This is a genomic window from Pseudidiomarina aquimaris (assembly GCF_003987395.1).
In the GTDB taxonomy this organism is placed as follows: Bacteria; Pseudomonadota; Gammaproteobacteria; order Enterobacterales; family Alteromonadaceae; genus Pseudidiomarina; species Pseudidiomarina aquimaris.
Genome location: NZ_PIPT01000001.1, coordinates 389736 through 414542, shown reverse-complemented (window position 1 = coordinate 414542; position 24807 = coordinate 389736). Strand labels below are relative to the sequence as shown.

At 50.6% G+C, this 24807-nt stretch carries 24 protein-coding genes; 18 read left to right on the top strand and 6 right to left on the bottom strand.

What is annotated here, in order from left to right; translation table 11 throughout:
* Window positions 1-16: 16 nt before the first annotated feature.
* Entirely contained in the window at window positions 17-3070 is a 3054-nt protein-coding gene (gene rne, locus CWE21_RS02025; protein WP_126832643.1) for a ribonuclease E, read from the bottom strand.
* Window positions 3071-3588: 518 nt separating this feature from the next.
* Between rne and rluC the strand changes: the two genes are divergently transcribed.
* From rluC to CWE21_RS01940, 17 genes are all read left to right on the top strand, one after another.
* Window positions 3589-4578, top strand: a complete 990-nt coding sequence (rluC, locus tag CWE21_RS02020; RefSeq protein WP_126832641.1) for a 23S rRNA pseudouridine(955/2504/2580) synthase RluC — start codon at window positions 3589-3591, stop codon at window positions 4576-4578.
* Between the two features lie 2 nt (window positions 4579-4580).
* Window positions 4581-5273, top strand: a complete 693-nt coding sequence (locus tag CWE21_RS02015; protein WP_241970195.1) for an HAD-IA family hydrolase — start codon at window positions 4581-4583, stop codon at window positions 5271-5273.
* Window positions 5266-5853, top strand: coding sequence for a Maf family protein (locus tag CWE21_RS02010; RefSeq protein ID WP_126832639.1), 588 nt, complete (start codon window positions 5266-5268; stop codon window positions 5851-5853). Before CWE21_RS02015 ends, CWE21_RS02010 begins: the two co-directional genes overlap by 8 nt.
* Before the next feature lie 45 nt (window positions 5854-5898).
* Window positions 5899-6423 carry a 23S rRNA accumulation protein YceD gene (yceD, locus tag CWE21_RS02005; RefSeq protein ID WP_126832637.1) on the top strand — a complete coding sequence of 175 codons (525 nt, stop codon included), beginning with the start codon at window positions 5899-5901 and terminating at the stop codon, window positions 6421-6423.
* An 18-nt stretch (window positions 6424-6441) separates the two neighbouring features.
* Entirely contained in the window at window positions 6442-6612 is a 171-nt protein-coding gene (gene rpmF / locus CWE21_RS02000; RefSeq protein WP_034729259.1) for a 50S ribosomal protein L32, read from the top strand.
* A 20-nt stretch (window positions 6613-6632) separates the two neighbouring features.
* Window positions 6633-7658 (top strand): phosphate acyltransferase PlsX, encoded by a 1026-nt coding sequence (gene plsX / locus CWE21_RS01995; protein ID WP_126832635.1) that lies wholly within the window; start codon window positions 6633-6635, stop codon window positions 7656-7658.
* Window positions 7659-7665: 7 nt separating this feature from the next.
* On the top strand, window positions 7666-8634 hold the full coding sequence (locus CWE21_RS01990) for a beta-ketoacyl-ACP synthase III (protein ID WP_126832633.1): 969 nt from the start codon (window positions 7666-7668) through the stop codon (window positions 8632-8634).
* A 13-nt stretch (window positions 8635-8647) separates the two neighbouring features.
* The gene (gene fabD / locus CWE21_RS01985) at window positions 8648-9568 is read left to right on the top strand and encodes an ACP S-malonyltransferase (protein WP_126832632.1); all 921 of its coding nucleotides are present in this window, start codon (window positions 8648-8650) and stop codon (window positions 9566-9568) included.
* The gene (gene fabG / locus CWE21_RS01980; RefSeq protein WP_126832630.1) at window positions 9565-10305 is read left to right on the top strand and encodes a 3-oxoacyl-ACP reductase FabG; all 741 of its coding nucleotides are present in this window, start codon (window positions 9565-9567) and stop codon (window positions 10303-10305) included. The genes fabD and fabG overlap by 4 nt, the downstream gene beginning before the upstream one ends.
* Window positions 10306-10431: 126 nt before the next feature.
* Entirely contained in the window at window positions 10432-10671 is a 240-nt protein-coding gene (gene acpP, locus CWE21_RS01975) for an acyl carrier protein (RefSeq protein WP_026862150.1), read from the top strand.
* A 72-nt stretch (window positions 10672-10743) separates the two neighbouring features.
* A complete protein-coding gene (pabC, locus tag CWE21_RS01970) occupies window positions 10744-11517 on the top strand; it encodes an aminodeoxychorismate lyase (RefSeq protein WP_126832628.1) in 774 nt (257 codons plus the stop codon).
* Complete coding sequence (gene mltG, locus CWE21_RS01965) at window positions 11505-12524, top strand: endolytic transglycosylase MltG (protein ID WP_126832626.1); 1020 nt, start codon at window positions 11505-11507, stop codon at window positions 12522-12524. The genes pabC and mltG overlap by 13 nt, the downstream gene beginning before the upstream one ends.
* A gap of 3 nt (window positions 12525-12527) precedes the next feature.
* Complete coding sequence (gene tmk / locus CWE21_RS01960) at window positions 12528-13160, top strand: dTMP kinase (RefSeq protein WP_126832625.1); 633 nt, start codon at window positions 12528-12530, stop codon at window positions 13158-13160.
* Between the two features lie 3 nt (window positions 13161-13163).
* Entirely contained in the window at window positions 13164-14117 is a 954-nt protein-coding gene (locus tag CWE21_RS01955; RefSeq protein ID WP_126832623.1) for a hypothetical protein, read from the top strand.
* 2 nt (window positions 14118-14119) lie between these two features.
* Entirely contained in the window at window positions 14120-14446 is a 327-nt protein-coding gene (locus tag CWE21_RS01950) for a PilZ domain-containing protein (protein ID WP_126832621.1), read from the top strand.
* Window positions 14447-14472: 26 nt separating this feature from the next.
* On the top strand, window positions 14473-15264 hold the full coding sequence (locus CWE21_RS01945; protein WP_126832619.1) for a TatD family hydrolase: 792 nt from the start codon (window positions 14473-14475) through the stop codon (window positions 15262-15264).
* 203 nt (window positions 15265-15467) lie between these two features.
* The gene (locus tag CWE21_RS01940; protein ID WP_126832617.1) at window positions 15468-16952 is read left to right on the top strand and encodes a bifunctional 2-methylcitrate dehydratase/aconitate hydratase; all 1485 of its coding nucleotides are present in this window, start codon (window positions 15468-15470) and stop codon (window positions 16950-16952) included.
* On the opposite strand, the gene CWE21_RS01935 is transcribed toward CWE21_RS01940, so the two are convergent.
* Genes CWE21_RS01935 through sppA form a run of 3 tightly spaced genes read right to left on the bottom strand, consistent with a single transcriptional unit; the run spans window position 16949 to window position 21249 of the window.
* Window positions 16949-18292 (bottom strand): sodium-dependent transporter, encoded by a 1344-nt coding sequence (locus CWE21_RS01935; RefSeq protein WP_126832615.1) that lies wholly within the window; start codon window positions 18290-18292, stop codon window positions 16949-16951. The genes CWE21_RS01940 and CWE21_RS01935 overlap by 4 nt on opposite strands.
* Before the next feature lie 52 nt (window positions 18293-18344).
* Complete coding sequence (gene ansA / locus CWE21_RS01930; protein ID WP_126832613.1) at window positions 18345-19361, bottom strand: asparaginase; 1017 nt, start codon at window positions 19359-19361, stop codon at window positions 18345-18347.
* 28 nt (window positions 19362-19389) lie between these two features.
* A complete protein-coding gene (gene sppA, locus CWE21_RS01925; RefSeq protein WP_198675040.1) occupies window positions 19390-21249 on the bottom strand; it encodes a signal peptide peptidase SppA in 1860 nt (619 codons plus the stop codon).
* A gap of 147 nt (window positions 21250-21396) precedes the next feature.
* Between sppA and CWE21_RS01920 the strand changes: the two genes are divergently transcribed.
* Window positions 21397-21945, top strand: coding sequence for a nitroreductase family protein (locus tag CWE21_RS01920; RefSeq protein WP_126832611.1), 549 nt, complete (start codon window positions 21397-21399; stop codon window positions 21943-21945).
* A gap of 7 nt (window positions 21946-21952) precedes the next feature.
* Here CWE21_RS01920 and asnS read toward each other — a convergent pair whose 3' ends face one another.
* On the bottom strand, window positions 21953-23353 hold the full coding sequence (gene asnS, locus CWE21_RS01915; RefSeq protein ID WP_126832609.1) for an asparagine--tRNA ligase: 1401 nt from the start codon (window positions 23351-23353) through the stop codon (window positions 21953-21955).
* Window positions 23354-23432: 79 nt separating this feature from the next.
* Window positions 23433-24722: an adenosylmethionine--8-amino-7-oxononanoate transaminase gene (gene bioA / locus CWE21_RS01910; RefSeq protein WP_126832607.1), complete on the bottom strand. Its 1290-nt coding sequence runs from the start codon at window positions 24720-24722 to the stop codon at window positions 23433-23435.
* Window positions 24723-24807: the final 85 nt, after the last annotated feature.

Below are 24807 nucleotides of genomic sequence, written 5' to 3'. Positions count from 1 at the left end.
TCCCTGGGTTAAATGCTTACGCGTTTGGCGAGCATTTGGTCACCTCTGACTGTGCAGTTGCCCGTGCTTGGCTAAAGCTTGCAACCCATGAGGCTTTATGGAAGGTTGCACGCGCACTGTCGTCAGCGATAGCGAGCGGCGCATAAGCGTCGGTTCGCGCGACTGGCGATGCTTTCGCCATTGGCGCTGTAACTACTTTGCCTTTGGCTTTCGCACGCGGTTTGCTCTCAGCTTCTACGACTGGGTCTGCAGTCTCAGCTGTCGTATCAACATCAGCTTTAGTGGCTTTCGTTTCACTAGGCTTTTGCTCCTGTTCAGACGCAGAACTCTCAGTCTCAGCAACAGGAGCGTCCGCTTCAGGGCTCTCAACCTTGTCAGCTACGACTTCCTCGGCTTCGACTTCTTTAGTCTCAGCTTCTTTAGTCTCAACTTCTTTAGTCTCAACTTCTTTAGTTTCAGCTTCTTTAGTTTCAACTTCTTTAGCTTCAGCTTCGGTGACTTCGACTTTTTCGTCGCTCACAGCGTCGGCTTTTGACGTTTCCGCTGAGCTTGGCTCAGAGAGTGAAAGTTCAGTTTGTACCGCATCAGCGTTTTCTGCTTCTGCTGCTTTCTCTTCCTTGCGGCGTTGACCTGCAGCACGCTGATGACGTGGGCTGCGACGCGAGCGGTTACGGCTTTCACGTTTTTCTGAGTCAGCAGCTTTACTCGCATTTGCGTCGGTAGCATCAGCACTTGATGACTCGTCTAAGCTAATATCTGGAACTTGCTCTTCCGTTTGTTCCTTGACTTGCACCTCAGCTTTTACTGCTTGTTCAGCTTGCGCTGCAGCCTTTGGTTCAGCTTTAGCTTTGGCTTGGGTACTTGCTTTCGCTTCCGTATTAGCTTCAGTCTTGGCCTCTGTCTTCGCTTCAGCTTTTACTTCGGCTTGCTCCGACGTATTGGCATTCGACTTCGACGTTTGCGCATCCTTGCTCATGCGCACAGACTTCTCAAGCTTACGACGCTGGCGACGCGGTTTAGGTGCCGCTTCTTTCTCTGGAGCAGCATTACTGCTGTCGCTCTTGGTATCTTGCGTGTTCGCTGTTGCCGCTTGCTCCTGTTTATTCGCATTGGCATTCTGGCGGCCACGGCCACGACCTCGTCCACCACGGCGTTGACCGCCGCGCTCTTGCTTTTGCTCAGTCGCAGCGTCTTTGCCTGATGATTTTGCGTTTTCTGCTTTGTCAGCGGTTTTCTTGTCGTCGTCACGATTGCGTTGACGATTATTACCCCGACGACGATTGTTTCCGCGCTGGTTATTACGGCCGCCACGACGGTTATTCGGGCGTTGACGCGAAGAACCTTGCTGCTTTTTCTTTTCTTGTCCGTCATCTTCACTGCTAAACAGTGAACTGAGCCATTTGCCCAATCGTTGCAACAGCGAAGGACCTGAAGCTTTTTCGGTTGCCGCTGCAGCAGGCGTTGGCGCAGGTGCAGCAGGTGCTTGTAGGCCTTTCAAAGCCGGCTCTTCAAAGCTTGGCTTATCTTTATTCAACACAACTTCAGTTGCAGTGTCTTCCGGCTTCTCGATCAAGGTAAAGCTATTCGCTTCGTCAACTTCATCGTTGCGTAAACGCTTCACGTCGAAATGCGGCGTTTCCAAATGCGGGTTCGGGATCACCAAAACCGACACCGAGTGGCGTTTTTCGACTTCGTTAATTGCACTACGTTTTTCGTTGAGCAAGTAGGTTGCCACAGTCACTGGCACTTGTGCTTGCACTTGAATGGTGTTGTCTTTCAGCGCTTCTTCTTCGATCAAACGTAGAATCGACAGTGCCAGAGACTCCGCCGAGCGAATGGTGCCGTGGCCATTACAACGCGGGCACACGTGATTCGACGACTCACCTAACGACGGGCGCAAGCGTTGACGTGACATTTCTAACAAACCAAAGCGTGAGATACGTGCCACTTGGATACGAGCACGGTCTTGCTTCAAGCTATCCCGTAGGCGGTTTTCAACTTCGCGTTGATGCTTCACTGGGGTCATATCGATGAAGTCGATGACAACGAGGCCACCCACATCACGCAAGCGCAGTTGACGGGCTATCTCTTCAGCCGCTTCCAAATTGGTTTGGAAGGCGGTTTCTTCGATGTCGCCACCTTTGGTCGCCCGTGCAGAGTTAATATCGATTGAAGTTAATGCTTCGGTTGGGTCAATGACAATTGACCCACCTGAAGGTAAGCGTACTTCGCGTTGGAAGGCTGACTCAATCTGGCTTTCCACTTGATAGTGGTTAAACAGTGGCACATCACCTTGATAGGTTTTGACACGGTTAACGAAGTCTGGGCGGATCAAGGTAACGTGGTCACGCACTTGGGCGAATACTTTCGGATTGTCGATGAGCACTTCACCGATATCGCGACGCAAGTAATCACGGATTGCCCGGAACACCACGTTACTTTCTTGGTGAATCAAAAATGGAGCAGGGCGTTCGCCTGCGGCTTTTTCGATAGCGCTCCAATGATGCACTAAGACGTTAAGGTCCCATTCAAGCTCTTCAGCTGATTTGCCTACGCCTGCGGTGCGTACGATTAACCCCATACCATCCGGCAACTGCAGGTTTTTCATCGCTTCTTTGAGCTCGGTCCGCTCGTCGCCTTCAATGCGGCGCGAGATACCACCCGCACGCGGGTTGTTTGGCATTAATACCAAGTAGCTGCCCGCCAAAGAAATGAAAGTGGTCAGTGCTGCGCCTTTTTGGCCACGTTCTTCTTTATCGATTTGCACGATAACTTCTTGGCCTTCAGAGACCACGTCCTTGATGTTTGGCCGACCTGAAAACGTGTAGCCTTTCGGGAAGTAGGTTTTGGCAATTTCTTTGAGAGGTAAGAAGCCGTGACGCTCAGCGCCATAATCAACAAATGCAGCTTCAAGACTTGGTTCGATGCGGGTGATTTTACCCTTGTAGATATTTGCTTTTTTCTGTTCGTGGCCAGGGCTTTCGATGTCTAAATCATACAGTCGTTGCCCGTCCACCAAAGCAACACGTAGCTCTTCTTGCTGTGTTGCGTTGATCAACATTCTTTTCATGGTTGTGACTCTTATTTTCGTGCCACAACAGGGTACGAGGGCGCCTTCGCCATCGCTATTTCGAGATTGTTTTGTAGACTGCCATCGCGCTATCGCAGCGTAGAATGACACCTCCCGTGGTGCTCTTTAGCTCTCACGTGAGGTACGCAATTGGTCACCAAGCCGAAATACGCTTGTGTTCGTACCGTGTTGTCGCAAATATGCGTTAACATGACGTGGCTTGGTCTCGTTTAGTTCCATGCCATCAGGATCTCAAAGCAGTGTCTTGCACTCTTTGTATCGTGAAGTGGAGGTTGTGTCGCTATGAATAGCTTGGCGCCAAGCCACAACTAATTTTTGTTTGTTCTCTCGCGTACTAGGCTGTTATCAGCTCGCGAACCGCTTACAATTTACGCTAGACTCCGGTGCGGCTTTTGCCGGAAGCGTCATTATCCCACGAAACCCAACTACAGTACAAGCTAAATTAAAGTAAGCAAAAAGAGCAGTCAGGCGAAAATCAAAATGTTAATATAGCGCCTATGAAAGAGACCTCCGATAATACAATTCAACACAAAGTGCGTTTGGTGACGATCGAAGCCGATTATGCCGAGCAGCGCATTGATAACTTTTTGCTTGCGCAGTTAAAAGGTGTGCCTAAGTCATTGGTGTATCGGATTTTGCGCAAAGGCGAGGTACGCGTAAATAAAAAGCGGGCGAAGCCTGACTATCGTTTGCGTGCCGGTGATGAGGTGCGAATCCCACCCGTGCGTGTCGCCGAGCGCAATCCGCTGCCTTCCGCGAACCTCGAACAAGTGCAAGCCTTGAATCAACAAGTTCTGTACGAAGACGATTTACTGATGGTGCTAAACAAGCCCGCTGGTCTTGCCGTGCATGGTGGTTCAGGTTTGCAGTTTGGCCTCATTGAAAGTTTGCGGGCGCTACGTCCCGACGCCAAACACCTTGAGTTAGTGCATCGGCTTGACCGTGAAACCAGTGGTTGTATTTTAGTGTCAAAACGCCGTTCGGCGCTGCGCTCTTTGCATGAACAACTGCGCTTGAAGACCATGGATAAACGCTACTTGGCATTGGTACGTGGACAATGGCAGCCGCATGTAAAACTCATCGCAGCACCACTACAGAAGAACACCTTAAAGTCGGGTGAGCGGGTGGTGCGCGTGGATGCCGCGGGGAAGGCGTCCGAGACACGTTTTCGCGTGCTGCAGTCATTTGCGCAGTGTAGTTTGGTCGAGGCGTCACCGATAACCGGACGCACGCACCAAATCCGTGTCCATGCGCTGCACGCTGGGCATCCTATTGCCTGCGATGATAAATACGGTGACCGGGTGTTTGACAGTGTTATGCAAGAGCTTGGTTTGAACCGTTTGTTCCTGCATGCTCACCAGTTGCGTTTTCAACATCCGCAGACCGGCAAGACCATCACGGTTAATGCACCGATAGACGCGGTATTGCAAAAGACGTTGCACGCACTTGGTGGCGCAGAAAAAGCCCTAAGTAAACTCGGAGCCTAACGGTGACAAAACCCTATGAATTGCTGATCTTCGATTGGGACGGCACCCTGATGGATTCCATCGGGCGCATCGTTTCATCGATGCAAGCGACGGCAACAGCGTTACATCTACCTGTGCCGCAGGCCGCTGCGGTGCGCGATATCATTGGTCTTAGTTTAGAGCCGGCGATCGGTCGTCTGTTTGGCAAGCTACCAGCGCCCCAGTATGAGCTCTTTCTCGAGACCTATCGTGCGCAATATGTAGAGCTCGATACGACGCCGACACCGTTGTTTGCAGGGGTGCGCGAAATGCTCAATAAACTGTCTGCCCAGGGTTACCAACTCGCTGTTGCTACCGGTAAAGCGCGCCGAGGGCTCGACCGCGTATTGCAAGAGAGTGAGTTAACCGACCTCTTCACCATTACTCGTTGTGCCGATGAGAGTCGTTCTAAGCCTGATCCGCATATGTTGCATGAAATTATGACCCATACGGGCGTAGCACAAAGCGCAACGCTGATGATTGGTGATTCGATGCACGATTTAAGAATGGCGCAAGCTGCGGGTGTTGACGCACTCGGAGTTGACTTTGGTGCACATTCTGCTGAGCTATTATTAACTTGTGAGCCACGGGCTGTGCTCAGTGATTGGTCACAGTTGGACTCATTTTTACAGCAAGGTATTAAGAGTAAGACGAGCAAAGGAGCAGGGTTTGAGTAAACTCGTATTGGCGTCGACGTCGCCTTATCGACGCATGCTGCTTGAAAAAGTAATTCCAGATTTCATTTGTGCGGCACCGCACACCGACGAGACGGCACAAGCGAACGAAGCTGCTCCGGCACTGGTTGAGCGGTTAGCCATCGCCAAAGCAAAGGCGTTGGCAGCAGCCTATCCGGAACATTTCCTGATTGGCTCGGATCAAGTTGCAGTGGTTGACGGGGTGATTCTGGGTAAGCCGGGCACGACGGAGAATGCCGTTAAGCAACTGCAGGCAGCGCGCGGTAAAGTGGTAACCTTCTATACCGGCCTCGCCGTATTCGATAGTGAGCAACAACGCGTACAGAGCTGCGTGGAGCCCTTTGACGTACACTTTCGCGACTTAACCGATGAAGAGATCCAAGGTTATGTGGCGCTAGAGCAGCCGCTCAACTGTGCGGGAAGTTTTAAAAGTGAGGGGCTCGGCATTAGTTTGTTTGAACGCCTGTCGGGAGATGATCCGAATACGCTTATTGGCTTACCACTGATACGACTGCTAGAAATGCTGCGAAAATGGGGCGTGAATCCCTTGATAAAAAGCTGAAAACCACTTGTTTTCGGACGCTGAATCCTTTAACATTCGCGCCCTATGCAGAAGGTTCGTATTCCTATTTCGGTCGATCCGGTCAAAAGTGCCGGTAAACAATTGAGTTACGTGGGCTTAGTCCCAGGTAAGTCGATGACACGTTTACAAGAGCTTTTGGTAGAGCCCTGTGCAGATGTTGATGCGGAACTAGAGTTCGATCAAGATGCGCAAAACATCAAGCATATGAAAGGGCACGCTACGGTCTCAGTCACGGTCGCTTGCGAGCGCTGTGGGGAGCCGATGGACGTGACACTGGTAAGTAACTTTGTTTATGCGCCGGTGACCAAGCGCCAAACGGCCACCGATATGCCGAGTGATTACGAAGCCATTGAATTAGATGAGCTTGGTGAGATCCAACTGCATCGAATTATTGAAGATGAGCTGATATTGGCGATGCCTGTAGTGGTCAAACACGACGAGCGCGAATGTCGGGTAGATAGTAATGCAATGCAATGGGGCGAAATTGATGACGCTCCGAGTGACAAGGAAAATCCTTTCGCTGTATTGCAAGAATTAAAGCGTAAATAAACTTAGGAGATAGCGTAAATGGCTGTACAACAGAATCGGAAAAGTCGTTCGAAGCGCGACATGCGTCGTTCTCACGATGCACTGAGCGGCCCTACACTGTCGGTTGACTCTACCTCTGGTGAAACGCATCGTCGTCACCACGTAACAGCTGACGGTTTCTATAAAGGCCGTAAAGTCGTAAACAAGTAAGCCAGCAACGGTAGTGAGGCATGGCCGCACTGACACTGGTACTTGATGCAATGGGGGGCGATCATGGCCCCTCTATTGTTATTGACGCATTGCACGATGCGTTAAAACTATTCCCCCAACACCATTTTATTGTGGTCGGCGACGAAGCCGAGCTCAAACCTCTCTTACAAGCAAAAAACCTTCTTGAACACCAACGCGTCAGGCTGCAACATGCCAGTCAAACGGTCACGATGTCGGATAAGCCGGGTTATTCGCTGCGTGCAAAACCTGACTCTTCGATGCGCGTTGCGCTAGAACTGATTGCCGACGAACAAGCTGCCGCCTGCATCAGTGCCGGGAACACCGGTGCGTTGATGACCAAAGCGTATTTTTCCTTAAAAACTCTGCCTGGCGTATTGCGCCCAGCATTAATGTCCGCGATCCCGCAAGCCTCGGGGAAGAGTGCATTCTTACTCGACCTAGGCGCTAACCCGGTTTGCGATTCAGATACCTTGTTTCAATTCGGCATCATGGGTGCCGTTGCCGCTCGCGAGGTTTTAGGTATTGAAAACCCGCGCGTTGCACTTTTGAACATGGGTGAAGAAGACATTAAAGGCAATGATGTGGTGAAATCCACCGCACAACTGTTTCAGCAGTCGAGTTCGATCAATTATATCGGTTTTATTGAAGGGGATGACCTGTTCGCTGACAAAGCAGATGTGATCGTTTGTGACGGTTTTGTCGGTAACATTGCACTGAAAAGCTGTGAAGGACTTGCTGAACTCCTGCTCAACAATATTCGTGCCAATATCAACGCACATTGGCTTACTCGTTGGTTTGTAAAATTATTCTATCATCGTCTGCAACGTTCGTGGGACTGGTTGAAGCCCGACCACTACAATGGTGCAAGTTTGATAGGATTGCGAGGCGTTGTCATTAAAAGTCACGGTGACGCCAATGCTAAGGCATTTTTAAGTGCCATAACGCAAGCCGTGGAAGAGACGCAGCAGGACCTCCCGACACGTATTCGTGATCAGGTGGAAAAAGTTCTCTTAGAGCAAGAATAAGGTTCTTATGTTTGCAAGAATTGCAGGGACTGGCCATTACTTACCGGCGCAGTGTCTGACCAATGCTATGCTTGAGCAACGTGTCGAAACCAGTCATGAATGGATTGTCGAACGCACGGGTATTCATCAACGTCACATTGCGAGTGCCAGTGAAAATGCTGTCACCATGGGCGTGGTTGCTGCCCGTCGGGCACTCGAAGCCGCGAATCTAGCGATTGACGCAATTGACCTCATTGTGGTGGCGACCACGTCGAATGATCGCGCTTTCCCAAGTGTTGCCTGTGAAATACAAGCCGCACTTACCGAACAAAATATTCCCGCATTTGATGTTGCTGCAGCATGCTCAGGCTTTCTATTCGCCATGAGTGTGGCTGATCAGTACATCCGTAGCGGTACCTACAAAAACGTCTTGGTTATTGGTACCGATGTGCTCTCGCGCTTGTGTCGACCGGATGATCGCAATACCATTATTCTGTTTGGGGATGGAGCTGGAGCCGCGGTGCTGCAAGCCAGTCCGCAACCAGGTATCTTATCGACACACCTTTACAGTGCAGGTGAATTTGCTGATCTATTGGGTGTGAACCATGTCCAGCGCCATAGCGATGAAAGCGCCGAAGCGCTAAGTGAAGCGTGGATGTACATGAAGGGCAACGAAGTGTTTAAAGTTGCCGTGAGTAAGTTGAGCGAATTGGTGAGCGAGACCTTGGCGGCCAATGCTATGTCGGCTGAAGACCTTGATTGGTTGGTGCCTCACCAGGCGAATTTACGCATCATCAAGGCTACGGCGAAAAAATTGAAAATGCCAATGTCGCAGGTCATTACAACGCTCGAGGACACTGGCAATACGTCGGCGGCATCGGTCCCCATTGCACTTGATGTGGCGATTCGCGACGGGCGTATTAAACGCGGACAAAACTTATTATTGGAGGCCTTCGGCGGAGGATTTGCCTGGGGGTCTGCACTTATTAATTATTAGCAAGGATCGAATTATGCGCGCATTTATTTTCCCAGGGCAAGGCTCTCAAAGCGTGGGAATGTTGGCTGATTTAGCAGCTGAATATCCGTTAATTGAAGAGACGTTTGCGCAAGCGAGCGACGCCCTAGGTTATGACTTATGGCAACTCGTGCAAGAGGGGCCAGCAGAAAAGTTAAATGAGACGCAGCGCACCCAGCCAGCCTTGCTCGCTGCCAGTGTTGCGATTTATCGAGTGCTTGAAGCGCAAGGCGTAGCCGCGCCCGAATGGATGGCGGGACACAGTTTAGGTGAGTATTCGGCACTGGTGTGCAGTGGTGCAATGGATTTTGCGGATGCAATTCAGCTGGTTGCCAAGCGTGGTGAGTTGATGCAAGAAGCAGTGCCTGCCGGTGTAGGCGCCATGGCCGCGATTATTGGTTTAGATGATGCGCGGGTGGAAGAGGCATGTGCAGCCGCCGCCGGTGACCAAGTGGTAAGCGCTGTAAACTTCAATTCACCGGGGCAGGTGGTGATTGCTGGCCACGCTGAAGCGGTGGAGCGTGCCGGTGAAGCTTGTAAAGAAGCAGGCGCTAAGCGCGCGTTGCCGTTGCCGGTGAGTGTGCCGTCGCATTGTGCACTGATGCAACCGGCAGCGGAAAAATTAGCGGTTGAACTGGGTAAAATTACCCTGCGTACGCCAAATGTGCCCGTGGTGAACAACGTCGATGTGAAGGTCGAGCGTGAAGCGGATGCCATTCGCGATGCACTGGTGCGCCAGCTATACTCGCCCGTACGTTGGACTGAAACAGTACAGCAGCTCGCCGAGCAGGGCGTAACAGAACTTTATGAAATTGGTCCAGGCAAAGTGCTCAGTGGCCTCACGAAGCGCATCGATAAAGCTTTGCAGAGCGATGCGGTCAATACAGTTGAAAGTATTCAAAAGGTGCAAGAATGACAACGACAATGCAAGGACAAGTCGCACTTGTCACGGGTGCCAGCCGTGGCATTGGTAAAGCTATCGCCGAACAACTCGCGGCTCAAGGAGTCAAAGTAATCGGCACCGCCACGAGTGATTCAGGTGCAGCTGCAATTTCTGCCTATTTAGGCGAACATGGCGAAGGTCGGCAGCTCGACGTGACCGACGCTGATAGCGTTGCCGAAACACTGAAAGCCATCGATGAAAAATACGGTCAACTTGATATCTTGGTAAACAACGCCGGTATCACCAAAGATAATCTCTTAATGCGTTTGAAAGACGACGACTGGGATGCTGTATTGGACACCAATCTTAAGTCGGTCTATCGTCTGAGTAAGGCCGTCTTACGCGGTATGATGAAGCGTCGTTTTGGCCGTATTATTAATATTTCTTCGGTGGTGGGAACTACCGGTAACCCTGGGCAGACTAACTACTGTGCAGCAAAGGCTGGTTTAGTTGGTTTTAGTAAAGCTCTCGCACAGGAAGTTGCGGGGCGCGGCATCACCGTGAATTGTGTCGCACCTGGTTTTATCGATACGGATATGACCAAAGCCTTGACCGAAGACCAAAAACAGGCAATCTTTGCTAATATTCCAGCAGCCCGACTGGGGCAGCCAGAAGAAATTGCGGCAACCGTGGTTTTCCTGGCATCAGCTGGAGCAGCCTATATCACTGGCGAAACTATCCATGTGAACGGTGGTCTCGCCATGGTGTAAGTGAAGAGCGCGGCAAGGGGTATGACCTCTAGGCATTTGGGCATTTTTTCCTTTATTAATGCCGCCGCATTCACTACACTAAGCGCAAATTTGAACTCGATACCTAAATGAAGGGACATTGTAACAATGAGTACTATTGAAGAACGCGTAAAGAAAATCATCATTGAACAGTTGGGCGTAAAAGAAGAAGAAGTAAAACCTGAAGCTTCTTTTGAAAACGACCTTGGTGCAGATTCACTTGATACTGTTGAATTGGTGATGGCGCTGGAAGAAGAATTCGAAACTGAAATTCCAGACGAAGAAGCCGAGAAAATTAAAACCGTTCAAGCGGCTATCGATTACGTGACCAATCACGCAAACGACTAAGCTAACAGGTTGCAAAGGGCGGAATGAAAATTCCGCCTTTTTTGTATCTGGCTGCGATAAAACACTCCTCCCATGTGGTGCAACGGAAATAAACTTACCTCGACGCAACTTGATCGCGGTTTGCAATTTGGCGATGGTCACTTCACCACGTTAACACGTGAACAGGGCCAATTACGCTGGTGGTCAGCCCACTGGCAGCGACTCCAAGAAGCGAGCTACCGGTTGGCAATGCAGTTGCCAAACGAAAGTGAAGTCCTCGCATGTCTCGAACAAATAGAAGCACCCAATGCGGTTATAAAAATAATTATCACCCGTGGCGATAGTGCGCGTGGTTACGGTTTTTCCGATGCTATCAAAGCGAATTGGTATGTGACCGCTGCCGAACTTCCGGAACGTAAGCAAGAGCCACTTACCTGCGCTGTTGCTGAGTTTACCCTGGCGCGTTCTCCTTTCTTTGCTGGCTTGAAAACCTTGAACCGTTTAGAGCAGGTGATGTTAAGTCGCGAGCGCCAACAGCGTGCAGTAGATGAGTTGGTGGTCTGCGATAGTGCAGGAAACCTCATCGAGGCAACTTCAAGTAATCTATTTTTGCGCATTGACGGCGCGTGGCACACGCCTGGACTTGAACACGCAGGGGTCGCAGGTGTTGTGCGTCAGCAATTATTGGCGAGTCAGGCGCTTGGCAGTACGCAGGTCTCTCATCTGCCGTTATCATGTCTTACCAATATTGACCAAGCCTTCGTAACTAATAGTGTTTTGGGCTTGCGTCCACTAGCGCAAATCGGCGACCATAGGTTACCCGAGCAACAACTTCCTAAGGCGCTAACATCTTGGTGGGAAAGCTAAAACGATTCTTACTCATCGGCAGTGTAACCATGGTTATCCTGGCCACATTATTGGTGCTTATCGGCGCCTATTGGAGTCAGCGGCTCGTTGACACACCTTTGCAGGTGACCGAGCAACCGGTGCTGTTCGAAGTGATGAGTGGGATGCATGCGAAGAGCGTACTGCAAAAACTTCAGCAACAGGGCCTTTGGCATCATTCCAGTGATGTGAGTTATCTTGCCAGCCGCGTGTGGGCTAATCCACAACATCTGCAAGCTGGAGTATACCAATTACAGCCTGGACAAACGTTAACGCAGTTTTGGCAGCAGTTAGCGGCAGGGCGGCAACATCAATTTGCGGTAACCCTAGTTGAGGGACAGACCTTATCGCAATGGCTGAGCTTGCTACAGTCCCATGATTACCTTAAGCCTATCGATTTAGCGCCTGAAAACTTAGGCGAAGCCATTGCAGGCGCTTCCGCGGTTAAGAGTTTAGAGGGGCTGCTAGCACCTGATACCTATCATTTCTTTGCCGCTACGCCCGCACTTGAAATTCTACGTAAGGCCTACGCCACGCAGCAAGAGCGTTTACAAAGCGTTTGGCAGGATCGTGCACTGGACTTGCCCTATACAGAGCCCTATGAGTTGCTTATCATGGCGTCTATTATCGAAAAAGAGACGGGGCTGAGTGGTGAGCGCGACGTGGTAAGCTCGGTCTTTGTTAATCGTTTGCGTACTGGTATGCGGCTACAGTCAGACCCAACCACCATTTACGGGATTAAAGATTTCGACGGTAATTTGACCCGTGCACATTTGCGCGAAAGTACACCGTTTAACACCTATCGTATCGATGGCTTGCCGCCGACACCCATTGCTATGCCAAGCTTGGCAAGTCTTCGAGCAGCAGCACATCCGGCAACAACAGAGTATTTTTACTTTGTTGCCGACGGGTCGGGTGGACACGTTTTCTCGCGTACGCTCGAAGAACATAATAGAGCCGTAAATCGCTATCAACGAGGGATGAATTAACCCATGCAGGGCAAGTTTATTGTAGTGGAAGGCTTAGAAGGCGCTGGTAAAAGTTCCGCGATTGCGAGCCTGGTAAGCCATTTACAGGCAAAAAGTATACCGACCCTAACGGTACGAGAGCCAGGTGGTACTCCGTTGGCAGAAGCCTTGCGTGACTTAGTTAAAAAGCAATGGCAAGAAGAGGTCACTGCAGAAACAGAGCTATTGTTGATGTATGCAAGCCGCGCGCAACTGGTACACAACGTGATTCGCCCAGCGTTAGCTGCCGGCAAATGGGTGATTGCTGATCGTCATGATTTATCTTCACGGGCTTACCAAGGGGGAGGCCGGCAGCTTGGTGACGCCAAACTGCAAGCGTTGAAGCAGCTTGTCTTGGGTGATTTTTCACCGGATCTTACTTTGTTACTTGATCTTGACCCGGAAATTGGCCTCGAACGCGCGCGAGCGCGAGGCGAGTTGGACCGTATTGAACAAGAAGCAATGGCATTTTTCCAACGCACGCGGGCGCGCTATCTCGAAATCGCTGAACAAGAACGCGGCATTAAAGTCATTGCCGCCGACCAGCCGATGGCTGATGTGCATCAAGCGCTGATCAATGCGTTAGAAGCCGAATTATTTGCCTATGGAAGGGGATAGAGCGTGAGTCTGCCGTGGTTAAGGGAGAATTGGCAACAAGTTGTGCGCGAGCAACAACAAGGCAAACTAGCGCATGCCTATTGTGTGCCGTGGCAGCTCGACCTGGGCAGCGCAGCCTTTGTCGAGGAGTGGATCAAGTTATTACTCTGCACCCAGCCACAGAAGCGTGCGTGTGGTCAGTGCAAGAGTTGCTTGTTGCATAAAGCGGGCAATCACCCAGACTTTTATGCGGTCGGCAGCAATGAAGGACGGGCGATTAGTGTTGATCAAGTTCGTGAGCTGCTAGCTAAATTGCAACACACTCCCAATCAGGCCGGGGCCAAAGTAGTATGGCTGCAAGATGCCGAAAAGCTCAGCGTAACGGCGGCCAATGCGTTATTAAAAACACTCGAAGAGCCGACCCGCGATACCTATTTTATTGTCACACCAGAGCGCATTGAACGGCTGCTACCAACCTTGCGCAGTCGTATGCAGCTATTACGGATGAATATCCCGGCGGTTGCAGAAATCGAGCAATGGCTTGCACAAAAGCTTGGCCGTGTTCTCAGTGAAGCTGAGTTACGTGCCTGTCAACGCTATCGACAACGGCCTTTAGCGCTATTAGAGTGGGCCAAAAGTGGTGACTACCCGCGCGATTATGTCGCAGAGTTGAGTACGGCAGTGCTTACTGATGCGCCTTTGCCAAGTGTCAGCAAAACCGACTTTCAGGAGTGGTTACTAGCGACTGAACAATGGCTACAAGAGCTAATTCGGGTGCAGCAAGGCCTCGCCGATCAAGATTTACTGATGCCAGAGCAACGCCCAGCGCAGCAACAATTTTTACGTAATAAGAATTATAACGTGACAGATTTAAGTTCTTGGTTACAATTATGTTATGGTATCCGACAGCAAACCAATGAACAGAGCGGTCTAAATGGCCCACTATTATTACAAGAACTCTGGATGAGGTGGCTCTAGCCATGGCTGCAAAGCGAATTCATTTAAAATCAGAAGAACAACTGCGTCGCTTGTATATGCCCTTCATCAAAGGTGGGGCCATTTTTGTGGCTACCGATGAACCCTATGCTATTGGTGACGAGATGGCGTTGTTGGTACAATTGCCAGGTGATTCAGAGGAAACTCTGGTCAAAGGCAAAGTCGTTTGGTTAGCGCCGTTACGCCCGGGTCGCGCAGACCAACGCGGGGTCGGCGTGCAATTTACTGAAGATAAATCGCACTTGCGTAACCGTATTGAAACCCTGCTTGGGCATTTAGGGGAGTCGAGCGCACCAACGGCGACCATGTAAATCCAACACACCGTTAAGGAGTCGCTGTGTTTATAGATTCACACTGTCATCTCGATAAATTAAAACTCGATGAGTTCGACGGTTCCATAGAGCAGGTTTTAAGCAACGCGAAACAGGCTGGCGTGCAGCAAATGCTCTGTATCGGTGTGACGCTCGAAGATTTTCCAAGCATGCGTGAGCTCGTCGCGCGCTTTCCTCAAGTCGCCATTTCCTGTGGTGTGCATCCTCTATATATCGCCAAACATGCTTTGATCAAAGATCAGTTAGCTGCGTATGTCCGCGAAGAAGAGGTGGTTGCGGTCGGTGAGACCGGACTTGATTATTTTTACGATCCCGATAGTAAACAGGTTCAGCAAGAGAGCTTTGCTTATCACATTGAACTCGCAAACGCAGTCGATAAACCGCTTATTATTCATACCCGCGATGCACGTGACGACACCCTCGGACTGCTGCGCGATGGCCATGCAGAGCGATGTGGTGGAGTGTTGCATTGCTTTACTGAATCGTACGAAATGGCGCGCCAAGCCATTGATGATCTTGATTTCTTTATCTCAATTTCCGGTATTGCCAGTTTTCGCAATGCCAGTGAGTTACGCGACGTGGTTAAAAAACTACCGTTGGACAAGTTGTTGATTGAGACAGATAGTCCATGGTTAGCGCCAGTACCGCATCGTGGCAAACAAAACCAGCCCGCTTATGTTGCAGATGTAGCCAAATGTGTCGCCGATATCAAAGGTCTCACGTTGGCAGAAGTGGCGGCCCAAACAACGCAGAATTTCTTCGAACTCTTCAAGCGTGTCACGCCGCAGTCGATTTAATTACAAAAAAGTGTGCAAAGATCGCAAAAAAATTTAGCAAAGTTTTTTTTGTTGTCTACACTGAATCTTACCTTCGAATTTTATCGAGTTAGCGCACGGCTCAATCCCTTGAGCCATTCCCCTAGGCTCGGGACTCTTAATTGGTCCCGAGCGTTTTTTTATCTACCATGATATTTCGTAACGGAAAGAGCAGGAGGAACGCTATGGGATCCACTTTTGATCGAACCGATCGTCCTGATTATGATGCCGAAATTCAGGCTATCGCTGACTATGTATTATATGCTCAGATCGATAGCGAGACCGCTTGGCAAACCGCACGTCATTGCTTTATGGATACCCTAGGCTGCGGCTTGCTAGCCCTCCGTTATCCAGAATGTACGAAGCATCTGGGGCCGCTCGTGACAGGGACTCAGGTGCCACATGGGGCCCGTGTGCCAGGCACTTCGCATGTGCTTGATCCAGTCAAAGCGGCTTGGGATATTGGCTGTTGCGTGCGCTGGCTTGATTACAACGACACTTGGCTTGCGGCTGAATGGGGGCATCCTTCCGATAATTTAGGCGCTATTTTAGCCCTTTGCGACTTTATCTCGCAGCAGCGTGAGGCCGTTGGTAAGCCCGCCTTGCGGATGAAAACGGTCCTTGAAGCAATGATTAAGGCCCATGAAATACAGGGAATACTTGCCCTGGAGAATAGCTTTAATCGCGTGGGCCTTGACCATGTGGTTCTGGTGAAAGTGGCTTCGACCGCCGTGGCTACCTGGCTTATGGGCGGCACTCGTGAACAACTGTTAGCAGCCATTTCCCATGCGTGGGTGGACGGGCAGGCTTTGCGTACCTACCGCCATGCACCGAATGCCGGTTCGCGAAAATCGTGGGCGGCAGGGGATGCGACCAGTCGTGCGGTGCGCCTCGCCGATATTGCCATGCGTGACGAAATGGGGATCCCTAGTGCGTTATCAGCTCAGCAATGGGGATTCTATGAGGTTTCTTTCAATAAAACCAATAAGGACCAGCAATTAAAGCCCCAGGAAAAATGGCGCTTTAGTGTGCCGCAAGACTACAGTAGTTATGTCATGGAGAACATTCTCTTTAAGCTTTCTTTCCCTGCTGAATTTCATGCCCAAACCGCCTGTGAGGCTGCAATGACGCTCCATCCTGAGGTACAAGACCGTATCGATGCGATCGATAAAATTGTGATCACTACCCATGAGTCGGCAATTCGTATTATTTCGAAACAAGGGAAGCTGGCGAATCCGGCAGATCGCGACCATTGTTTGCAATACATGGTTGCGGTGCCATTGTTGTTTGGTGAGTTAACTGCCGACCATTACGAGGATAGTTTTCATCAGGCACATCCGGAAATTGATGCGCTGCGTGAACGCATGGAGGTGGTCGAAGATAGCTCTTACAGTGAAGATTATCTAAACCGTGATAAGCGTTCGATTGCCAATGCCCTGCAAGTGTTTTTTAAAGACGGCACACAGACCGAGCAAGTTGCCGTGCACTATCCGATTGGACATCGTCAACGTCGCAAAGAGGGGATCCCAGTTTTAGAGAAGAAGTTCAGTGCGAATTTAGCGACGCGCTTTCCGGCAGCGCGAGTGGCGCAAATAGAGGAGTTATGCGGCGATCACGAACGCTTTTGTAAAACGTCCGTGACCGAACTAATGCAATTATTAGTTATTTAGCCGCGCCAAATCACCAGTAAAATCAGTACTGGGCAAACGAACTTCACGTACCATGGCCAGATTTTCCAGAACCATGACTTCTGGATGTCTGGGGCGCCTTCTTGCAAGGCTTTTAGCAAATAGTTTTGGCGTAAGACCCAAGTCAGCATAACACCAAAGGTAAGACCCAAGAGCGGCTGCATGTAGACGGTCGTCACTGTAATTACGAGACCAAACAAAGTATTAAACTTCAGAATAATCAGCGCCGAAATGGCACCAATACTGAGGCCAACAAGCCAAGCCATTTGAGAACGTGGTTGACCGGTTTCTTCGCGTAAAGCGTTGACGGGGGCTTCAAGCATCGAAATCGATGAGGTAATCGCCGCAATGACCATTAAGGCGAAAAAGGCAAAGGCAACCCAAAGGCCAGCACTTCCCATCGAGTCAAACATTGCCGGAAGCACTGCGAAGACCAGCGTATCGGATGATAGTAAAGCGCCCGCGTCATCATAAATGACAACACCTAGTTCTTGTGCGGCGAACATCGCCGGTAGAATGAGTAAGCCCGCCAAAAAGGCAACCGAGGTATCAAGACCTGCTACCCAGCCTGCGGTACGAGGCAGGTTCTCTTGTTTAGACAGATAGGCGCCATAGGTCATCATGCAAGCAGCACCAATGGAAAGCGAGAAGAAAGCTTGGCCCATGGCACGAATAATCAAATTAGGGTCAAACACCCGCGAAAAGTCCGGTGTAAGATACATTTTTAAGCCGTCGGTCGCTCCTGGAAGGGTCAGGATATAAATCACCATTGCCACCAATAGAACGAACAGTAATGGCATAAGCCGGCTCGACCAACGCTCGATACCCTCGGTCACACCGGAGCGTACTACATGAATGGTGAGTAATAAAAACAGCGCCATCATGATGAGGTTGCGCTCGACACTAAAGGCGGTTAACCACTCAGCCGCAGCAGGAAAGCCGGCTAATTCAGCAGCAGGCGCAAACATAAAGGCTAATAGCCAGCCTGAGACGATAGCGTAAAAGCTCAAAATCAGCGACAGCACGATCAATGCAACGATACCGGTAAAGGCGCCAAAAAAGCGCCAACCGCGGCGCTCGCTCAGATTCCGCAAGGCTTCAATCGGATTCTGCTGACGTAAACGCCCAATAGTAAGTTCCGCCACCAGCATGGGGTAGGCTAGGGCGAGGATCATCACTAAATAGACGAGTAAAAAGGCACCACCGCCATTGCTTGCAGCTTGCGTAGGAAAGCCCCAAATATTGCCGACGCCAACGGCTGAACCTGCCGCCGCAAGAATGAAGCCGATACGTGAAGAGAATGCTGGAGAGGTTGCAGCCATAGTTTATTCTTATCGTTGTTGTTTTAAGTGTTAAGCAGATAGCATAACTGACTTACGCGGAAAGTTCACCGCGTAGATCAGTCTGCAAGCAGCGTTCAAGCTCTGCTTGTGGTAGATTTTGCGACAGCAAATAATGTAACTTAGTCAACGCCGCTTCAATGGTCATATCGTAACCGCTAATGACGCCGATCTCAGCCAAGGCGTTGCCCGTTGCATAGCCTTCCATGTTGACCTTACCTTTAAAGCATTGGGTACAGTTGAGCACGGTAACCCCAGCGTTCACACCACGTTCCAAACTGGCCAACAGTTCACGGTTTTGCGGTGCATTGCCAACGCCGTAGCTTTGCATAATCAAGGCTTTCACCGGTTGTTGCAGCAAGTGGTCAAATAGCACCGGTGATATTCCTGGATAAAGTGTGAGTACCCCGATGGCTTGCGGTGTCACGGGTGCTACTCGCAATGGAGTCGTATCGAGTGGTTTGACCGTGCCAGCTTTGACGCTGATTTGAATACCGGCTTCGAGGAGCGGACGGAAATTGGGTGACTCGAAGGCATTAAAGCCGTTGGCATCGGCTTTCGTGGCGCGATTGCCACGATACAAACGGTTGTTAAAGAACAATCCAACTTCGTGAATGGGATAATTTGCCGCGATATAGAGGGCATTCAACAAATTGGTTTGCCCATCGGAGCGAAGTTCTGCCAGCGGGATTTGTGAACCGGTAATAATCACCGGTTTGCCGAGGTTCTCAAACATAAAGGATAGTGCTGATGCAGTGTAGGCCATGGTGTCGGTACCATGGAGAATCACGAAGCCATCATAGTCGGCGTAGTTTGCCTGAATATCATCAGCAATGCGCTGCCAGTCCTCCGGCGACATATCAGACGAATCCATAAGCGGGTGATACTCATGGATATCAAATAGCGGCATTTCGGCACGGAAGAACTCTGGCATTTTGTTTACGCAGGCGGTTAAAAAGCCCGGCGCAGGAACATAGCCCTGCGCCGATTTTTGCATACCTATGGTACCGCCAGTGTAGGCGACATAAATGCGCTTACGTTGTTGTGTCATGTCTCATTCAAACCCAATTATGGCAAGTCTAAGGCAATGGGCAGAGCTCACATAACAAGTAGACGCCTTGCGGGTCATTAAACTTGGAGACCATCTGCACTTCACTCCACACACCTTGCAGCTGTTGTTTAATCGGGTCGATGGTACGTGGAGTCGTGGTGACAGGCAAGAAAACTTCGGCCTGACCAAAGAAGTCGCGCAAGAAGCGCTCACGTGCGCTTAATTCAGGTTCAACGCTGACCACCTGATAGTCGTCAAGGTTGGCGACCTGCGCAGCGGCATCGATGGCGGCATCGAGGTCACCAAGGTTATCAACCAAACCGAGCTCTTGGGCTTTCGTTCCGGTCCAAACGCGACCCTGAGCAACCTCATGGACTTGCTCATACGTCATGCCACGACTGTCGGCTACCATACTGACAAAGTCACGATAGAATTTCTCAATCGAGCTTTGTACGACCACTTTAGCCTCTTCAGGTAGTGGGCGGGTAATATCCATCACCGGCATTTCGGTGGTGTGATAACCATCGTTATAGACGCCAATGTGAGCAAGCGAGTCTTCAATGGTAAAGAACATACCAAAAACGCCGATAGAACCAGTGATGGTGGTTGGCGTTGCCCAAATTTGGTCGGCGCTTGCAGCGATCCAGTAACCACCCGAGGCGGCAACCGATGACATCGAGGCGATGACAGGAATACCAGCAGCTTGTAATTCGAGGACTTCCTGGCGAATCACTTCAGAGGCAAAACCACTACCACCAGGACTATCGATGCGCAGCACCACTGCCTTCGTATTGTCATTTAAACGGGCGCGGCGAAGTAACTCAGCGGTCGAATCGCCACCCACACCACCAGGCTTTTGGTATCCGTCAACAATGACGCCACGGGCAACAACCACCGCGATTTCGTTGGCACTTGCTTCTTGCTCTGTAGCCAGTTCAAGTTGCATCGCTTTGGCTTCGAGATAGTTTTCATGATTGATACGGCGCCAGCTTTTCTCGTCTTCATCTAGCCCAGTTAAATTGATCATCTGGCTACGGAAGGCCTCGCGCGTCAGCAACTCATCGACGAGACCGCCGTTGAGTGCAACTTGTGCCATGTCCTCGTTATTCTCAGCTAGCATCGCTTGGAAGTCATCAATGGTGCCACTGAGCAGACGAGGATCAATCGTGCGTTGCTGTTCTATACGGCCAACAAAGGTCTGCCACAATGCGTCATACAGCTCGGCGTTCGCTTCACGCGCTTGCTCAGACATATCGTTGCGGGTGTAGGGCTCGACGGCTGATTTGTAGGCGCCAACTTTGAATACATGAGTGCTGACTTTGAGTTTCTCGAGTAGATCTTTGAAGTACAAGCGGTAGCCGCCCATGCCTTCAAACATCATCGCTCCCAATGGATTAAGGTAAATACCATCGGCATGCGCAGCGAGGTAATACTGTGATTGCGTGTAATAATCCGCGTAGCTGTAGACAGGCTTACCTGATTCACGGAAGCGCAGTAAGGCTTCGGCAACTTGCTCCATCTTATTCAAACCGCCACCAGCGAAACGACTTAAGTCCAGGTAGATACCGCTAATACGCTGATCGTTTGCGGCACGGTCGATACTTTCGACCACTGAACTAAGCAGCGTTTCCGGTGGTGTACTTGGTGAACCTAAGGCATCGTTGAAGAAACGATCCATGGGGTCAACCCAGGTTTCCTCTTCGACCAAGGTACCGTTCAATTTGACTACGAGAACGCCGTTTTCGGGCACCATAATAGGTTCATCATCAGCAACGAGAATCGCTACGACGAAGAACAGAAGAAGGAAAAAGATGACATTTAAAAGAACCTTACGGATCCCATTGATCAGTCCGAGAAGCTTCTTAAAGACGTTTGCGATACCACTCATGTGTTCAGCACCTTTACTTGCACTTAATTTAGTTAATGATGAAGAATACTGAACATTAATGAAATAAACTAGCCTGACAATGTAACAGAGCATGATCCTTTGCTAAGCTACTGGCAGATTGATGCTTTGAGGAAGTGAATCCTATTTATGCAAGCTTTAGAACTCTTAACGACTCGCTCATCTATGCCGCGTCTGATCGAGCCAGGTCCGACAGCGGAACAATTTGCCGTGATGCAAAAAGCCGCGGGGCGCGCACCTGATCATATGGCGTTGATGCCGTATCGATTCGTGGTGTTTCAAGGCGAGCAGCGCCAGCGTTTAGGCAGCATCTTTCAAGCCGCCGCGCAAGCGAAGGGGCTGAGCGAGGAGGCTTGCATCCAAGCAAGTCAGATGCCTTTGCGGGCACCCATGGTCATCGCCTGTCTACTCGACTACCAAGCGCATGAAAAGGTGCCTCGCGACGAACAATTCGCAAGTGCCGCTTGTGCGACATTACTGCTGCAACAAGCTGCTTTTGCCCAAGGGTTGGGAGCAATATGGCGGACGGGTTGGTTTGCTGAGGATGCATCGGTGCAGGCGGCATTAGATGCCAAATCGGAAGATACGATTGTCGGCTTTTTATATGTTGGTACACCGGCTGTACCAACTCCCATCAAGCCGGAGAAAGCCATCGCTGACAAATTCAGCGATGGCTAATGGCCTGTTAAAATTCGAGGTTTTTCGGCGCCCGTGGGAACGGAATCACATCGCGAATATTGGTCATGCCGGTCACATAGGTTACTAAGCGTTCGAAGCCCAAACCAAATCCAGCATGCGGCACGGTACCGTAACGACGCAGGTCGCGGTACCAACCGTAGTGTTCAACCGGCAAGCCCATTTCTTCCATGCGCGTATCAAGTTTGTCTAAGCGCTCTTCACGCGCGCTGCCGCCGATGATTTCACCGATGCCAGGGGCGAGAATATCCATCGCTGCGACGGTTTTACCGTCATCGTTTTGCCGCATATAGAAAGCTTTGATGCCTTTCGGGTAGTTCTTCAGGACAATCGGCGCACCGACGTGTTCTTCGGCAAGATAGCGCTCATGCTCTGATTGCAAGTCCGTACCCCATTCGACAGGGTATTCAAACTTCTTCCCGCAGTTTTGCAGGATCTCCACGGCATCCGTGTAGTCCATATGGACGAACTTGTTGCTAACCACGTGGTTGAGGCGTTCCAGAACGTTTTTGTCAATCCGCTGCTGGAAGAACGCCATATCGTCAGCGCGTTCGGTTAACACGGCATTGATGCAATACTTGAGCATATCTTCGGCAAGATAGGCGATGTCATTTAAGTCAGCGAAGGCCAATTCCGGTTCAACCATCCAGAACTCAGCCAAGTGGCGACTGGTGTTCGAGTTCTCAGCGCGGAAAGTAGGGCCGAAGGTATAAACTTTGGAAAGTGCACACGCATAAGTCTCGACGTTCAACTGACCGGAAACGGTAAGAAAAGATTCTTTGCCAAAGAAGTCCTTACTGTAATCGATACTGCCTTGCTCATCACGTGGCAAGTTCATCATATCCAAGGTCGAAACGCGAAACATCTCGCCCGCGCCTTCAGCGTCTGAGGCGGTAAGGATCGGTGTGGCAACCCACATATAGCCGCGCTCGTGAAAGAAGCGATGTAACGCCTGCGAGAGACAGTTGCGCACACGCATCACCGCGCCGGTAACATTGGTACGCGGACGCAGGTGAGCATACTCGCGCAAATATTCCATTGAGTGTGGTTTAGGTGACATCGGGTAGGTGTCAGGGTCTTCAACGAAGCCGTAGACTTCTACCTTGGTTGCCTGCAGTTCAAAAGCTTGGCCTTTACCGGCGGATTCGGCCACAGTACCGGTAATCGCCACGCTGGCACCAGTGGTGAGTTTTAAGACTTCACTGTCATAATTGTCGAGTTCATTAGGCACCACGGCTTGAATAGGATCAAAGCATGAACCGTCATGAATATTGATGAACGAAATACCTGCTTTTGAGTCACGGCGGGTGCGTACCCAACCGCGGACTGTGGTTTGTTCACCAACAGCGATTTTACCCGCTAATACATCGACAACTGTTGCGAAGGACATACGTCTTAAACTCCGTGTAGACACCAATTAAAAAAAGAGCGTCTATGTTACCTTGCTTTGCCCAAGACTCAAGTGAAAATCACCGTTTCGCGGCCTGCTGAGCCAGATTACTAACGGCTTGGGTTAATTTTGTCAGTTGCTCAGGTTGGATAATGAATGGCGGCATTAAATAGACGAGCTTGCCAAAGGGACGAATCCATACGCCAGCCTCGACGAATGCTTGTTGAACAACGGCCACATCAACTGGCTGCTGCATTTCTACCACGCCAATGGCACCAAAACATCTCACATCAGCAACGCTCGTTAAGTCAGCTAAGGGGCGGAGTTCGCGTTCAAGTTGGGTATGAATGGCATTGACTTGCTGTTGCCAGTTCCCTTCTTCAAGCAATGACAGGCTTGCGTTAGCAACTGCGCAAGCGAGTGGATTGCCCATAAACGTCGGGCCATGCATAAAAGTACCGCCAGCTGGTCCTGCACTGATAGCGCTGCCAACTTGGGCGCTGGCGAGCACCGCGGCTTGCGTCATATAACCACCGGTAAGCGCTTTGCCGAGGCACATAATGTCGGGCTCTATCGCGGCGTGTTCACAAGCAAACCAACGACCGGTGCGACCGAATCCGGTGGCAATTTCATCGGCAATGAGGAGAAGCTCGTATTCTTCACATAAGGCCTTGGCGCCGCGCAAGAATTCGGGGTGATAGAAACGCATGCCGCCAGCACCTTGCACAATTGGCTCAATAATAAAGCCGGCGAGCTCGTGGTGGTGCCGCTCGAACAACTCCCGTAGTGGTTGCAGCGCCTCAGGTTGCCATGTTTGCGCTGGTGTAATGGTTGGTACCGGCGCAAAGAGTTGCTCGCGTAGACTGCCACGAAAGAGCGTGTGCATGCCGTTGACCGGATCGCAAACCGACATTGCGGCAAAGGTATCGCCGTGGTAACCACCACGCACGGTCGCCATACGATTTTTTGCTGGGCGACCTTTTGCAGCCCAGTATTGCACCGCCATTTTAATAGCGACTTCAACAGCGACCGAGCCAGAGTCCGCCAAAAAGACGTGTTGTAATGAGGCTGGCGCATGGTGTAACAGGCGTCGACAGAGCTCCACTGCAGGTTGATGCGTGAGTCCGCCAAACATCACGTGGCTCATTTGCGCGACTTGTTCGTTCAGCGCGGCATTCAGGCGCGGATGATTATAACCATGGATAGCCGCCCACCAGGAAGACATGCCATCGACGAGGCGTTTGCCATCAGTTAGTTGAATCTCACAACCGGAGGCGCTCGCAACTGGATAGACAGGGAGCGGCTCATGAAGTGACGTGTACGGGTGCCAGATATGCTTGCGGTCAAATTCGAGATCGGATAATTGCATAAATAATAATCAGTCGTTAATTTATCATCGCTTAATAAGTTGACAGTCTACCTCATCAAGGTATGCTCTTCGAGCAGAATTCATT

Coding starts and splice junctions, on each gene's coding strand:
- rne (WP_126832643.1), bottom strand. CDS start 3,070: ATGAAAAGAATGTTGATCAACGCAACACAGCAAGAAGAGCTACGTGTT.
- rluC (WP_126832641.1), top strand. CDS start 3,589: ATGAAAGAGACCTCCGATAATACAATTCAACACAAAGTGCGTTTGGTG.
- yceD (WP_126832637.1), top strand. CDS start 5,899: ATGCAGAAGGTTCGTATTCCTATTTCGGTCGATCCGGTCAAAAGTGCC.
- rpmF (WP_034729259.1), top strand. CDS start 6,442: ATGGCTGTACAACAGAATCGGAAAAGTCGTTCGAAGCGCGACATGCGT.
- plsX (WP_126832635.1), top strand. CDS start 6,633: ATGGCCGCACTGACACTGGTACTTGATGCAATGGGGGGCGATCATGGC.
- CWE21_RS01990 (WP_126832633.1), top strand. CDS start 7,666: ATGTTTGCAAGAATTGCAGGGACTGGCCATTACTTACCGGCGCAGTGT.
- fabD (WP_126832632.1), top strand. CDS start 8,648: ATGCGCGCATTTATTTTCCCAGGGCAAGGCTCTCAAAGCGTGGGAATG.
- fabG (WP_126832630.1), top strand. CDS start 9,565: ATGACAACGACAATGCAAGGACAAGTCGCACTTGTCACGGGTGCCAGC.
- acpP (WP_026862150.1), top strand. CDS start 10,432: ATGAGTACTATTGAAGAACGCGTAAAGAAAATCATCATTGAACAGTTG.
- pabC (WP_126832628.1), top strand. CDS start 10,744: ATGTGGTGCAACGGAAATAAACTTACCTCGACGCAACTTGATCGCGGT.
- tmk (WP_126832625.1), top strand. CDS start 12,528: ATGCAGGGCAAGTTTATTGTAGTGGAAGGCTTAGAAGGCGCTGGTAAA.
- CWE21_RS01950 (WP_126832621.1), top strand. CDS start 14,120: ATGGCTGCAAAGCGAATTCATTTAAAATCAGAAGAACAACTGCGTCGC.
- CWE21_RS01940 (WP_126832617.1), top strand. CDS start 15,468: ATGGGATCCACTTTTGATCGAACCGATCGTCCTGATTATGATGCCGAA.
- CWE21_RS01935 (WP_126832615.1), bottom strand. CDS start 18,292: ATGGCTGCAACCTCTCCAGCATTCTCTTCACGTATCGGCTTCATTCTT.
- ansA (WP_126832613.1), bottom strand. CDS start 19,361: ATGACACAACAACGTAAGCGCATTTATGTCGCCTACACTGGCGGTACC.
- sppA (WP_198675040.1), bottom strand. CDS start 21,249: ATGAGTGGTATCGCAAACGTCTTTAAGAAGCTTCTCGGACTGATCAAT.
- CWE21_RS01920 (WP_126832611.1), top strand. CDS start 21,397: ATGCAAGCTTTAGAACTCTTAACGACTCGCTCATCTATGCCGCGTCTG.
- asnS (WP_126832609.1), bottom strand. CDS start 23,353: ATGTCCTTCGCAACAGTTGTCGATGTATTAGCGGGTAAAATCGCTGTT.
- bioA (WP_126832607.1), bottom strand. CDS start 24,722: ATGCAATTATCCGATCTCGAATTTGACCGCAAGCATATCTGGCACCCG.